The following is a 13050-nucleotide window of genomic DNA, read 5'->3' on the forward strand; positions in this document are numbered from 1 at the left end:
GCCCGCCACATTGATAAATGCTGCGTTAATGCTTCTCTAAGAGGAAGGCCGGTATAGATTTTAATAAACCTGAAAATATCTTTTCGGGTGATACCAATATCCATGGCCGAATAATAAAGCCCGGAAAGATCCTTGATAACCCAGCGTAAAGGCGTGATTTCACGGAGCTGTGCCCGGTGCAGGTCAATCATATAAAACATCAGATTGTCAGGATCAGGTTTGCTCAGGTCAGGCATCATAAAGTGACAGAGGTAATAGTCCCGGTGATTGATGCCATTGCCGTGCATCTTTTTACTGATTTCAGCCAGTTTAACAACGATGGCGAGCCTGAGTCTGAACGGCGGCGGCGTTGTTTTCCACGGTTTGCAAAAATCCTCCAGGGTAACCATGTCTTTTAGTTCTTCGGTCACCAGAAATGAACGCTGGGCAGCAGGATTTCTACCGGTTTCACCAAACCCCACCGGAGTCATGGTATCAATCCCTATGTCGTGCAGTTTGTTCAGGGCTTCCCATTCATGACGGGCACCCAGAACCGGCTTTCTCAGACGGATATAGTTTTCGAAGATTTCGAACCAGCCAACCCCTCCATGAACTTTGGCGAAGAATCCTTTGCCGTTCAATTCAAACCGGAAGGTTCTGCGGGCTTCCAGCGCCCGATAGACTTCGCCATCCATATTCTCCAGCAATTGCTGGGGATCCTGCCCCTGCCATGCTTTCTTTAAATCGTCTCTCAGATAAAGCATTCAGCGAGCCCTCTCTGCGAGTTTCTTGTTCGCCTGTTGAATAATAACGTCCGCAGCTCGTTCAGGCATGCTGTACAAGTCTGCTTTTTTGCTGAAGGCGACGGCATTTCCAGACCACTCTCGACGATTCTCTGATGACAACATTTCATAGGTAAGCTGGTTGAGTTTAGCCTGAGAAAATGGGGAACTGGCTACTCGCCCGGCATCGGCATCAAGAATATAGTGAGCATAACCACAGACATCCGTCGTTAATACTGGCAATCCGGCGACCAGTGCCTCAAGAAGCACCGTGCCAGTATTCTCGTTATAGGCCGGATGAATCAGCAGGTCCGCACCGAGCAGAAAGCGAGGAACATCATCTCGCCCAGCAAAAAACCGTATCTTCTCAGCAATGCCCAGCTGTTTGGCCAACGTTTCAAAAGGTTTTTGCCTGTCCTGACCGATAATGAAAAATCGAGTCTTCTGTTTTACGGTTTCAGGCAGCGCGGCAATGGCCCGAATAGCCCGGTCCAGACCTTTGGTTTTAAAACCTGAGCCCACCATCAGAACCAGGTGGTCATTATCGTTTAATTGAAATTCCTGACGAAACTCTGTGCGTATAACATCAGCATCATCAGGTCGGCAGCGATCTCTGGAAATACCTGGTGGAAGCATATATATGCGATCATCAGGCGTTTGATAGTACTCTTGGAAAACAGGTTTTTCTAACGGGGAAATCAGCAATGATACGGTTTTGCTTTCTTTGGCAAATACAGCCCGTTCAAATGCACTGTAATGCTTATATCGGGAAGTCTGTTTGTACCACCAGCTCCTGGCTTGAGTCTTAGCCTGATAGCAGGTATCAGCCGCATAATAAACATCCAATCCGGGCTGTTTATTAAAACCTGCCAGAATAATATCTGGTTCACTGCTTAACGATTGTTGAATCTGCTTCTGGAAATTCAGCATTCGTGCATGATTGGACAGTCCTTTAACTGGCAGAAGACGCACATCAAAACCTTCCGGCTGCTCACCCTGCCAACAGGTTGTATAGACCCTGATGTCATGGCCACGCCGCTGGCATTCCATGGCTATTCGTAGAAAGTCACGCTGTAACCCGCCGTAGGGAAAATACTTGTACAGAGCAAAAGCCAGGGTCATATTGCAGGATTGTCCTGTTGCAATCAGGCTGCTCGTCTGAAAAGAAGGTGAAAACATCCTCCCCCCACGCCACCGCCCGTCGAATTTAAGGCAGTATACCGAAACAGCCTGATCCAAATTGAAGAAATCACCAATCCCGCCCGACCGTTGCAGCAATACTTCCGGGCAACTCTTGATACTTTACCCAGCTATAAAGGCTGTTACATACGCATGAACGCTGAAAAACAGCATGAGCCTCAACGCCATGAAAATTGATCGGGATTTTAACCTTATCACACGACAATGCAACAATGGACAAACCGTTATTGTGCGAATTCAGAATGTTATTCAAACCAAATCTGATCACTTCAACAGCACTGACCCTTACCGGCTTTACAACATCGGCAACAACCAACCGGTTGAACTGATGACCTTCATTCAGGCTCTGGAAAATGCCATTGGCAAGCAGGCAGAAAAGCAATATCTGCCAATGCAGTCAGGCGATGTCTACGCAACCTATGCCGATGTCAGCGATTTAATGGATACCGTAGGCTTCAAGCCATCGACCACCATTGAGGAGGGACTTCATAAGTTTGCTCAGTGGTACAAGATCTGAATGAAATAAACAGCTTTATGATGAGGTCAATTCCAAGAAACCATGTACCAGGCTCATCTCACACTGCAGTAGCTGCCTGCCCCCCATAAAAGGCCTTCAGGCGAGCTGCAGACCGGTCAATCTCATTAACATCTATATCTTTATGACATTCATGCACTGCACTTGCCGATTTATACCCTGCATCGATCTGCTCTGGAGTTAGTAGCCCTTCCAGCGGCAAACCTAACAGCCTGCGATCTCTTTGCTCCAGCTCAACGTTCTGACGAATGACTCTCTGTTGAAGTACCTGCCCTTTCGCTATTTGTAAGTCTCTTTGCTTTATGAATTGATAAAGCTGCTCCTGGGTGTGTCTATACAAACTTACCCAGCGATCAAACAGTTCCTTTTGCAAACCCTGTCCTGCAAGTTCATTACACCGCGCTTCAGCAGCATTGAAGACATGGTCCTTAACCACCGCTTCTTTCGATACTGGTAAGTTCAATAACTGCAGTGATGCATCAATATCGGTTGGTGCAGGCATTGGTATATACCGGGAAGACTCTGCACTTCCTGTCAGCCGCTCACGTATAGGCCTGTTGACGAAATTATCCTTGTGATATAGCCGATTTTCATTCATTTCATGCCTGGAAAGAAAGACAAAATCCAGTGCAACCTTCGCACACATAAGCACTCTCAGTCCAAAAGCAACCCCGGCTGCAACGACACCTGTCGCCAGTATACTCTGCGGAGATAAGTTGATAAGCGCTGAGAAAAAACCCAGAAAGCTTCCATAAACACCACCCACCACCATCCTGCTGCCAAAGTATGTCAGCTTATTCTCATCGCACCTCTCCCCCTGGGTAGGGAGATATCTAAGCCATTTAAAACTTAAGAAATCACCAAGAACCGGAAGTTTTTCTATCGGCAGTCTGTCCAGAAGCACGGGTAAACGGTCTGTTGGAAATTCATCGGTGGAGTAATATCGAAGTACCGCTTCTCCAATCGCTTCACAGGCCATGATCACGATACCGGTAACGGCTGACTTAATAATGATTGGCAATGCCATCATACCCACCATGAACGTTGCCCCGGCAACTGCCCATATCGCTAAATATCCCGCCCAGTTAAATGCATCCAGCGTATGCCACAGGGTGGTTTCCAGGGAACATACAATTCTGCTGAAAAGCGATTTACAGGTTTCTAATCGTGTAAAGGGGTCTTTTTTAATATACGTCCCGTCAGGCTGACTCACTGAAATATCACCGGATACTGCGGGCACAGAAGCATCACCTGACGGATGAGGAAAATTATTCACATTCACAGGTTGATGCTGCACAGGTGCCGGTGGCTGGGTCATAGGTTATTATCTACAGAAAATTTTTTCGCTATTTAGCAAAGCGTTATAATCATCTAATTAACGGAGCTAACTATAGATTCACTTTTTTAGTTTGCACGGTCTATCAATCAATAAAGTTTCAGGTACCATTTCCAAGTCTATGTACACCGTAATAACTGACTGATTATTAAACAGCCCTGAGCTGAAAATGCCGACTCTCTACGCTTTGTAAACAATTCGTGCTGGCATTTTCAAAAGAAAAATAGAGGCAGTGTCTGACTATGATTGTTATTCGTCCCATACATGAGCAAGACCGTGAAGCACTCTGGCAAATCGCTAACCAGACCGGTGCCGGCTTCACCTCCCTGCAATCCAATCGACCCATGGTAGACAAAAAACTCGCATGGGCACTGACTTCCTTTAAGCAGGCCTCCCAACAACCGGGTACCACTGACCCAGACCACAAAAATGCACTCTACCTGTTTGTTATGGAAGATACACAAACCGGCCAGGTGGTTGGCACAGCAGGTATTGAGTCTGCCGTTGGGCTTGATTCTCCCTGGTATAACTACAAGGTGAGTAAACAGGTTCATGCATCACAGCAGCTCAATGTCTATACCATGGTAAACACCCTGATGCTCTGCAGTGACCATACCGGCTTCTCAGAACTGTGTACGCTCTTCCTCCACCCTGATTACCGCCACTCCAAAAATGGTGCGTTTCTGTCCAAAAGTCGCATGATGTTCCTGGCCGCATTTCCTGAGTTGTTTGATGCAAATATCTTTGCCGAAATGCGGGGCTATTGTGATGAGAATGAGATATCCCCTTTCTGGGAAGCCCTTGGCCGACACTTTTTTGCTGTGGATTTTGCTGAAGCTGATCGGCAGTCTACTGTCGACAAAGCCTTTATCGCTGAGCTCATGCCTCGCCACCCCATCTATACCAACCTGCTCCCGAATGATGCGCTGGACATCATTGGTGTGACCCATGAAAGCACAACCCCGGCACGGCACCTGCTGGAGACAGAAGGGTTTCATTACACCGGTTACGTGGATATTTTTGATGCAGGCCCACTGCTGGAGGCAAGAGTTAAAGACATGCGCTCGGTAAGGGAGTCCCGGCAGTACAAGGTTAAAATTGTTGATAGTAATACAACCGACCAGCGTCGCTGGCTGATGGCCAATAGTGAACTGTCAGGCTTTCGCTGCATCATGGGAAGCCTGTCCTATGAAGGAATGGAGTTTGTAAAAATAACAAGAGAGCAGGCTGCCGCTCTTAGTATTGAAGAAGATCAACTACTGCGTGTCGTGCCATTATCCAGTCAGCCTTGAGCCGGTAAAAAGCCTTGAACGAATAAACAGCCCTGAGCCAATTAAGAGAGGATCAAAACCATGTCCGCAACAAAACAACAATGCCTCTTCATTAATGGAGAGTGGCTTAAAGCAAATGGAAAATCCTTTGCATCGGCCAACCCTGGCACCGGAGAAACCCTCTGGCAAGGCGCCAGTGCAACGGCTGAACAAGTCGATCAGGCAATCAAGGCTGCCCGCAAAGCCAGCCATCCTTGGGCTTTTCGACCCATCGAAGAAAGGGCGTCTGTCATCCAGGCTTTCGCAAAACAGCTGGAGCAGAATAAAGACTATCTTGCAGAGGCTATTGCAAGAGAAACCGGTAAACCTCTCTGGGAAGCAAAAACCGAAGCGGCTGCTATGGTGGGAAAAGTAGCGATTTCAATAAAAGCTTACCATGAGCGTACCGGCACCATTGAAAACAGCATGCCAGTGGGAAAATCCGTTATACGACACAAACCCCATGGTGTTGTTGCTGTATTTGGCCCCTATAACTTTCCGGGCCACCTTCCCAACGGACATATCGTTCCCGCTCTGCTGGCCGGTAATACCGTTGTTTTCAAACCCAGTGAACTGACACCGGCAGTGGCTGAACTTACCATTAAACTATGGCAGCAGGCAGGCCTTCCCGATGGTGTTATCAACCTTGTTCAGGGAGAAAAAGAGACCGGGATAGCCCTGGCAGCTCACCCGGGTCTTGATGGCCTCTTCTTCACCGGCAGCTCCAACACCGGAAAAATGATCCACCAGCAATACGGTGGTCAGCCAGGAAAAATTCTGGCACTGGAAATGGGTGGAAACAATCCTCTGATTATCACTGAGATGAGTGATACCCGAGCTGCAGTACACGACACTATTCACTCAGCATTTATTACTGCCGGCCAACGCTGCACCTGTGCCCGTCGCCTTTTCGTACCTGCCACCCAATGGGGTGATCAGTTTGTTGAGGCTTTGGCCACAGCAACCGCCAAAATCAAGGTGGGCCAATGGAATGACGAAGACGCTCCTTTTATGGGCGCCCTTATTTCAGAAGAGGCTGCCAAAGGGATTCTCGCTGCCCAGGAAGCGCTGAAAACACTGGGTGGCAAATCCATTCTACCGGCCACACACCTTAAAGCAGGAACCGGACTGATATCTCCCGGGATCATTGACGTGACTGCTATCAAAGAGCGCCAGGATGAAGAGTACTTTGGGCCGCTGTTGCAACTGATCCGTTACCAGAACTTTGCCGATGCCGTTACTGAAGCCAACAACACACGCTTTGGCCTCTCTGCCGGACTATTCAGTGAACAACCGGAACAATACCAGTACTTTTTACAGAGAATCCGTGCGGGCATCGTTAACTGGAACCGCCCAATCACCGGTGCCAGCGGCGCAGCTCCCTTTGGTGGACCGGGCGACAGTGGTAACCATCGCCCCAGTGCCTACTTTGCCGCAGACTATTGTGCCTACCCGGTGGCCAGTGTGGAGTCTGACTCGCTGTGTATGCCGAAAGACCTGGCACCCGGGCTGGATTTATAAACAATGACAACAATAGAAGCAAACTTTGACGGACTGGTCGGCCCTACCCACAACTACGCTGGCCTGTCCCGGGGAAATAAAGCCTCACTCCATCATGCTGGAAATACAGCAAACCCAAAACAGGCTGCACTGCAGGGTCTGGAAAAAATGAAAGCCCTCAGTGAAATGGGTTTTATTCAGGGTGTTTTAGCCCCCCAGGAGCGACCGGACATTGCCACGCTGAAAAGGCTGGGCTTTAGCGGTAGCGACACCCGAATCCTTTCTGACGCAGCCCAAAATATGCCCGCAGTACTGGCTGCCTGCTGCTCAGCCTCCAGCATGTGGACAGCCAATGCTGCCACCGTTTCTCCCAGTGCAGACTGTGCTGATGGCAAAGTACATTTCACCCCTGCTAATTTAATCAACAAGTTTCACCGTTCCATTGAACATGAAGTCACAGGAAAAATACTTCAGGCGACGTTTAACAACCCTGACCACTTTGTTCATCATCAAGCCCTGCCATCCACCGAATACTTTGGCGACGAAGGAGCCGCAAACCATACCCGTTTTTGTCAGGGGTATGGAGAACAGGGCGTCGAATTTTTTGTCTACGGTAAGGGGGCATTTAATCCACAGACTGCTTTTAATCAGCAAAGGGCATCGCCACAAAAATACCCGGCTCGCCAAAGCCTTGAAGCCAGTCAGGCTATCGCACGCTTACATCAGCTTAATCCGGATAAAATTGTATATGCGCAGCAAAACCCCGCTGTGATTGATCAGGGGGTCTTTCACAACGATGTTATTGCGGTTGGTAACCGCAACTTACTGTTCTGCCATGAACAGGCATTCCTGAATCAGGCATCGGTATATGATGCTTTAAAAAGGGCTTATGGAGAGCCAGATTTGCATATCGTTGAAGTAGCCGATAGCCAGGTCTCGGTATCGCAGGCTGTAGGAACCTATTTGTTCAACAGTCAACTGCTCTCTATTGGAGACAGGACAATGATTGTTGTCCCTTCAGAGTGCGAGAAAGAGTCTGCGGTCTGGAACTACCTGCAAAGTCTGGTCAGCGATTCAGATTGTCCGATAACAGACCTCAAGGTCTTTGATCTCCGCCAGAGCATGAGCAACGGTGGGGGGCCAGCCTGCCTGCGATTAAGAGTGGTATTGAATAAGCAGGAACTGGCGGCTACCAACCAGAACTGCCTGATAAACGACCGTTTACTTTCAACGCTTAACGCCTGGGTCAATAAACACTATCGTGATCAACTGTCCGACAAGGATCTGGCTGACCCACTGCTGTTGACCGAGTCCCGCACCGCTTTGGATGAGCTGACAGGCATTCTTAACCTGGGCTCTGTTTATCCATTTCAACAATAACAGCAAATCAGGTGCATGCTGAATACCCATGCACCTCGCTCTTCTGCCGCTATTTAGTACCCAGAAATTTTTTATCTTCCGCGATTCTATTCGCCACTGCTGGATGCTGAAGCAAACGCTCAACATAAGCGGCCAGTTTTGGATATTCCGCAGGTTCAACGTTTACCCCTGCGTGACCAAGATTAATAAAATTCGTCGCTATGGAAATATCTGCCATTTGCAGGTCCGGGCCAAATAAAAAATCAGCTTCCGGAGCTTGCGACTCCAGATACACAAATGTTCCCGGCAGCTTACTTTCCAGAATTTCCTGCACTTTGGCTTCATCCACAGGTTGATTCATCATCTTTTTGGCAATACGTTCAAAAAATACCGTTCCCAGTACCGGCAGCATTACCGTATCGGCATACTCTTCAAACCAGCGTGCCCTGGCTTTTCCCGCAGGATCTTCGGGGTAAAGAGGTTGTTCGGGGTAACGATCCTCAAGGTATTCACAAATAACCGTAGAATCTGCCAGGGTAACCTTATCGTCCTCCCAGGCAGGAATTTTTCCCAGCGGGCTGATCTTTTCAAAACCTTCAGGTTTATTGAAAGGCATGACCGGAACAATTTCATGGTTAATTTTTTTTATTTCAAGAGCCAGTAATACCTTACGCACCATGGGTGATAATGGCACACCATACAGTTTGCTCATGGTTATTTCCTCTATGATAAGTTCGCATCATAATCCAAAGCCTATCCTACCTTCCATGGTCGCCTTTGCAATATTAAGAAAACCAGAGCATGATTTCCCTGCCTTATTAAACGAGCCACTGAGCAATGAGCAAAGCACTGAAAAATCTCATTCCAGCTAACTTCCTCAGTGAATACTGGCAAAAAAAACCTCTGCGGATTCGTCAGGCCATACCCGACTTCAAACCGCCTGTTTCAGCGGATGAACTTGCTGGTCTATCACTGGAAGAAGAGGTCGAATCCAGGCTGATCCTTGAACAAGGGGATACCCCCTGGGAGTTACGCCACGGGCCTTTTACTGAGGAGACATTCAGCACTCTTCCGGAAAACCACTGGACACTGCTGGTTCAGGCTGTTGACCACTGGGTTCCGGAAATTCATGAGCTACTCGAATACTTTCGGTTTCTGCCCAGCTGGCGCCTGGAAGATATTATGATCAGTTATGCTACTGATGGCGGCAACGTAGGACCTCATTACGATCAGTTTGATGTTTTTCTGATTCAGGCAGAAGGCAAACGACAATGGCAGCTTGGTCCGGTCTACAATGAAAAATCCCCTACCATGGACAACACACCATTACACATTCTTTCCGGGTTTGAGGTTCTGGAAGACTTTGTGCTCGAGCCCGGTGATATGCTCTATCTCCCACCGGGAGTGGGTCATCATGGTGTAGCACAGGGAGAATGTATGACGATCTCCGTTGGCTTACGTGCGCCCAGCCACCGGGATATTCTGATGCAGTTTACCGACTTTGTAACGGATCAACTCAGTGAAAGCCTCCGCTACTCTGATGCCGATCAACAACCGGTGAGTGATCCGGGTAAAATTGATGAACAGGCGATAGATAGAGTTCAGACTATTCTGCGCCACTATATAGAAGACAAAGAACTTATAGCTCATTGGTTTGGCTCAGCCATGACTCAGCCCAAACACCCTCAACCCATTGATGAAGAGGCTATTGATCAATGGTCAGCTCTGATTTCTGAGTTTGGTTTCTGTAACCTTAGAATCAGCGAAGGTTCCAGGCTGGCTTTTTATCAAGGCAGCCAATCCTTTGTCTTTGCCAATGGTGAATGCTATCCCTGCGCAAATGAACAACTACTTACATTGGCCAAAAAACTCTGCGGTCAGCAATATCTTCAGCCTGAAGAATGGATTAGCTGCAAAGGTAAGGAATGCCAGCAATGGTTAATAGAGCTAGTAAAGAACGGAATAATATACTTGGAAGAGTGATGCGATTAGCGATGGAGAGCAGACTACTTCCCATCGCCAACCATCGCTAATTTGTAGTAACCAAACTAAAATGGCCATTTTCAGATCGGATTCCTACTTCATTGCCGCTAGACATTGGTACGCCTAACTCAGAGAGCAGGGCTTCATACATAAATTGGGCCAAAGTTCCTAACTCAACAGCATATGGATTATCGTCACCGTCGGTAATCAAAGGCTTAAGGTATAATAAATCAGCAAGGTCATCGGAGGATTTGCCAGAGAACTCACCATTAGCTATAACAACATTGAAAATTCGTGAAACTATATCAGCTGATCCATCGTTTTCTTTTAACTTTTGAACTACTGTTTGCCAAGCTTCCGTTTCAGTGTTTACGTTCTGATACTTTTCCACAGCACTTTCAATTGCGGATGTTATGTTTAAAGCAATAGCATCACTTTTAATCATCTCACACACGTCTGCTTTGGAAGCCGTTTCGCTGCTAATCCATTTATTTTCACCGGTTACATAAGCAAAAAGAGCTCGAAACAGACCGGCACCATCATGTTCAACTGCTACGTTTATCAGTAGTGGGAGAGGTACGTGTTGCTGCATTGTTTCTACCAATGCCTCAAATGTTGGCATTCGAACGTCCTTTTTCAAGGCATCAAAAACTCCCACATTCGCCTTGCCCTTCACCGCTTCATAAGCAGATTTTGGAATCAGACTTTTAGGTTCCATAAACATTTTTACAACTTGATCTGGTGTCATATAGCTCCATAACTCCTGTTCTTTGAAGGAACGTACCTGATCAGCAGACATATCTAAAAGGCTGGTTCCAGTTGGAGGAACTCGTGGTTTATTACTGCCAGGAACAGGCTGAGAGTCAGGCTTGCTATTTTTGGGTTGCCCCTTTCTTGCTGAATTTCGTTTCTGGAGCCACTTTTGAAAATGTTCATTAGACGGAGCTTTTGGCGGATTCCTTGACGGCTTACCCCCATCAGAATTCGGTCCATCCTCCTCAGGTTTGTTAGCGCCTCCTTCCCAGTTGGAATAAGGTATCGCTGAGAGAGTCTTCTTTAAATCCTGAGCTAATAGTTTATCGTTACCCTCATTTTCTTCGGTGTATTCAGAAGCATCATTTCTCAAAACTCCCTTCCGCTGTGCTTGAGCATTCTCAATATTTTTCTGGAGTTCTAACTCTTCAGGACCTAATGTCTGCGGATTAACTTCTGAACTTTCATCATCCACTTTTCCGTCATAAAACTCACCCGTATTAGTAATTTTTAATTCACTTTGTTTCGTGCTATCAGGTGAGCTACTTTTTTCTTGTGTTTTTTCTACTGGACGTGAATCACTTGAATCAAAGTGCAATTCTATTCGTGGAAATTTCAAAAGTTTAAAACTGGACTCAAAGGTTTCCTTTGCTTTATCATCCACTTGTTGTAAAAGGGGGGGGGTCTGACTCTCACAACTTGATATTTTTTCTTCATACATGCCTTTTATCATGTATCCAGGATTTTCAGGTCTTTGTTCCATAGTCTCTTTAGTTAGCGCCATAGCTATACCCAACAATCCTTTTAACTCCCCTGGATCTATATCTTTTAATTTAAAGGGAATTAATTGAATCGAACTGCCATCTCGAGTAGTGACAGTAACCTTTAGATCAGACGCATCTCTTTCAAAGCTCTTTAATTCACGCCTTATAGTTTTCAGCTTTGCCTTATACGCTTTAGCCATTTTCTTCGAGTCAAGACCAGAATCGACTTCACCTACAAAGGATTGCAGTTCTGAAAATGCATATTCCGAGGCATTTAGATAGGTATCTTTAGCCTGTTCTTTATAGCTTCTCGCCAACGTCTGATCAGACAAAATTGCATTTAGTTGTTCTTCAGGCCTTTTAACCATTGAGTCAACATCTTTTGTTCCAAGGACAGCTTTGGCTTCAGCGGGTTTAACATTTTCTGTTAATTCACTGGATGCAGCCTGCCCACCTTCACTTATTGGAATTGATGGCTCTACAGCATCTACAGTATCTACTTTGCGGCTCCCTGCCTTACCCGCAGTCTTTTCCGGCTCAAACGGGCTGGCGTTTTGCCCCAGGGCCGCAGAATTAACAGAGTCATTATTCGGCACTAATGGCATGATAAATTCCTTTTAAAAATAATTCCGTCTATTAAATCAAATAATTAATAATCAAAATCAAAATCAATTTATTTAAATAAATATAGTATTAAAGTAATCCATAAAAAACCAAAAGAATCAAATCTTAATATTGATATATTTTTGACACAAATAATAAAAAAACAAAAAACAAGTCAAGAATGTGACAACCATCTATTAAAACACTTGAGATCCGACATCCAAAGCAGTTAATACTTGATAATTAAAAAAATAAAGACATATTTTTATAAAGCAGTGAATAATTATTAGATAATACAAATCATCATAATAATGAGTGCTCGCCTCAATGTAGTAATTCCGTATTCAGGTGGCCATATGATTATCTTACTTATCAAAAGATTATTAATACTATTTATTCTAATTTCGGCCAGCTGGTTTGGGCTTAAATTTTATGCTGAAAGCGAGATCACTGAAAAACTTAATAAATTCGTATTATTAGCATCCTCTCAGGCCATTATCCGGTTTGAAGCGACCACAGTTCATGTAACCGGAAAAATATCTTTATCCAACGTTGAAATCACACCAATAAACATTTCTGAAGATCCCTTTTATGCAGAACGTGTTTCAGTGATTTTTCCAGATACCTTTGAGATGATAAAATTGATGTACAACGTAGATATGGGTAATGATTTTGAATTACCAAAGTCACTACGATTTCAATTTGATGGTATCAATGATCCGCTTATGGATATCCAGGGCATTTACGCTGATGCCATTGATGACTTGAACAACCTGCTAAGAGAGCAATTAAGCCATATTAGTGACCCGGTATGCGGTGAGGACTATATTATCGGTCCGAAAGAATTTAGCGAAATGGGATTTAATCATTTGATCACCGGTTTTTTCTGGGAATACAACTACACGCCTGGTAACCAGAAGCCAGGTCTTAACTTTGGGGTTAATGC

The 13050-nt window shown here is 45.8% G+C and carries 11 protein-coding genes; 6 read left to right on the forward strand and 5 right to left on the reverse strand.

The genetic code is table 11. The annotated features are described in order from the left end of the window. A partial coding sequence (rfaP, locus tag RM811_RS22240) for a lipopolysaccharide core heptose(I) kinase RfaP (RefSeq protein ID WP_402528588.1) occupies positions 1 to 743 on the reverse strand: 743 nt, incomplete at its 3' end. Then, entirely contained in the window at positions 744 to 1940 is a 1197-nt protein-coding gene (locus RM811_RS22245; protein ID WP_402528591.1) for a glycosyltransferase family 4 protein, read from the reverse strand. Between the two features lie 172 nt (positions 1941 to 2112). On the opposite strand from RM811_RS22245, the gene RM811_RS22250 reads away from it, so the two are divergent. After that, positions 2113 to 2478 carry a hypothetical protein gene (locus tag RM811_RS22250; protein ID WP_402528593.1) on the forward strand — a complete coding sequence of 122 codons (366 nt, stop codon included), beginning with the start codon at positions 2113 to 2115 and terminating at the stop codon, positions 2476 to 2478. Positions 2479 to 2536: 58 nt separating this feature from the next. Here RM811_RS22250 and RM811_RS22255 read toward each other — a convergent pair whose 3' ends face one another. Then, positions 2537 to 3778: a hypothetical protein gene (locus tag RM811_RS22255; protein WP_402528596.1), complete on the reverse strand. Its 1242-nt coding sequence runs from the start codon at positions 3776 to 3778 to the stop codon at positions 2537 to 2539. 296 nt (positions 3779 to 4074) lie between these two features. Between RM811_RS22255 and astA the strand changes: the two genes are divergently transcribed. The 3 genes from astA to astB are packed head-to-tail and all read left to right on the forward strand — an operon-like array spanning position 4075 to position 8022. Beyond that, entirely contained in the window at positions 4075 to 5124 is a 1050-nt protein-coding gene (gene astA / locus RM811_RS22260) for an arginine N-succinyltransferase (RefSeq protein ID WP_402528599.1), read from the forward strand. Positions 5125 to 5184: 60 nt separating this feature from the next. After that, positions 5185 to 6663 (forward strand): succinylglutamate-semialdehyde dehydrogenase, encoded by a 1479-nt coding sequence (gene astD / locus RM811_RS22265; protein WP_402528602.1) that lies wholly within the window; start codon positions 5185 to 5187, stop codon positions 6661 to 6663. Between the two features lie 3 nt (positions 6664 to 6666). Continuing rightward, positions 6667 to 8022: an N-succinylarginine dihydrolase gene (gene astB, locus RM811_RS22270; protein WP_402528604.1), complete on the forward strand. Its 1356-nt coding sequence runs from the start codon at positions 6667 to 6669 to the stop codon at positions 8020 to 8022. 49 nt (positions 8023 to 8071) lie between these two features. On the opposite strand, the gene RM811_RS22275 is transcribed toward astB, so the two are convergent. Then, a complete protein-coding gene (locus RM811_RS22275) occupies positions 8072 to 8713 on the reverse strand; it encodes a glutathione S-transferase family protein (RefSeq protein ID WP_402528607.1) in 642 nt (213 codons plus the stop codon). A 125-nt stretch (positions 8714 to 8838) separates the two neighbouring features. On the opposite strand from RM811_RS22275, the gene RM811_RS22280 reads away from it, so the two are divergent. Beyond that, complete coding sequence (locus RM811_RS22280) at positions 8839 to 9984, forward strand: JmjC domain-containing protein (protein WP_402528610.1); 1146 nt, start codon at positions 8839 to 8841, stop codon at positions 9982 to 9984. 46 nt (positions 9985 to 10030) lie between these two features. Here the strand turns inward: RM811_RS22280 and RM811_RS22285 are convergent, their stop codons facing one another. Further along, on the reverse strand, positions 10031 to 12106 hold the full coding sequence (locus RM811_RS22285; RefSeq protein WP_402528613.1) for a hypothetical protein: 2076 nt from the start codon (positions 12104 to 12106) through the stop codon (positions 10031 to 10033). Positions 12107 to 12460: 354 nt separating this feature from the next. On the opposite strand from RM811_RS22285, the gene RM811_RS22290 reads away from it, so the two are divergent. After that, on the forward strand, positions 12461 to 13050 hold a 590-nt coding region (locus RM811_RS22290), incomplete at its 3' end, for a hypothetical protein (protein WP_402528616.1).

Source organism: Endozoicomonas sp. (genome assembly GCF_031844845.1).
GTDB lineage: Bacteria > Pseudomonadota > Gammaproteobacteria > Pseudomonadales > Endozoicomonadaceae > Endozoicomonas.

What these genes read in the sequence shown, in the direction of transcription:
- astD (WP_402528602.1), top strand. Translation starts at nt 5,185, where the DNA reads ATGTCCGCAACAAAACAACAATGCCTCTTCATTAATGGAGAGTGGCTT.
- RM811_RS22285 (WP_402528613.1), bottom strand. Translation starts at nt 12,106, where the DNA reads ATGCCATTAGTGCCGAATAATGACTCTGTTAATTCTGCGGCCCTGGGG.
- RM811_RS22280 (WP_402528610.1), top strand. Translation starts at nt 8,839, where the DNA reads ATGAGCAAAGCACTGAAAAATCTCATTCCAGCTAACTTCCTCAGTGAA.
- RM811_RS22245 (WP_402528591.1), bottom strand. Translation starts at nt 1,940, where the DNA reads ATGTTTTCACCTTCTTTTCAGACGAGCAGCCTGATTGCAACAGGACAA.
- RM811_RS22275 (WP_402528607.1), bottom strand. Translation starts at nt 8,713, where the DNA reads ATGAGCAAACTGTATGGTGTGCCATTATCACCCATGGTGCGTAAGGTA.
- astA (WP_402528599.1), top strand. Translation starts at nt 4,075, where the DNA reads ATGATTGTTATTCGTCCCATACATGAGCAAGACCGTGAAGCACTCTGG.
- RM811_RS22250 (WP_402528593.1), top strand. Translation starts at nt 2,113, where the DNA reads ATGAGCCTCAACGCCATGAAAATTGATCGGGATTTTAACCTTATCACA.
- astB (WP_402528604.1), top strand. Translation starts at nt 6,667, where the DNA reads ATGACAACAATAGAAGCAAACTTTGACGGACTGGTCGGCCCTACCCAC.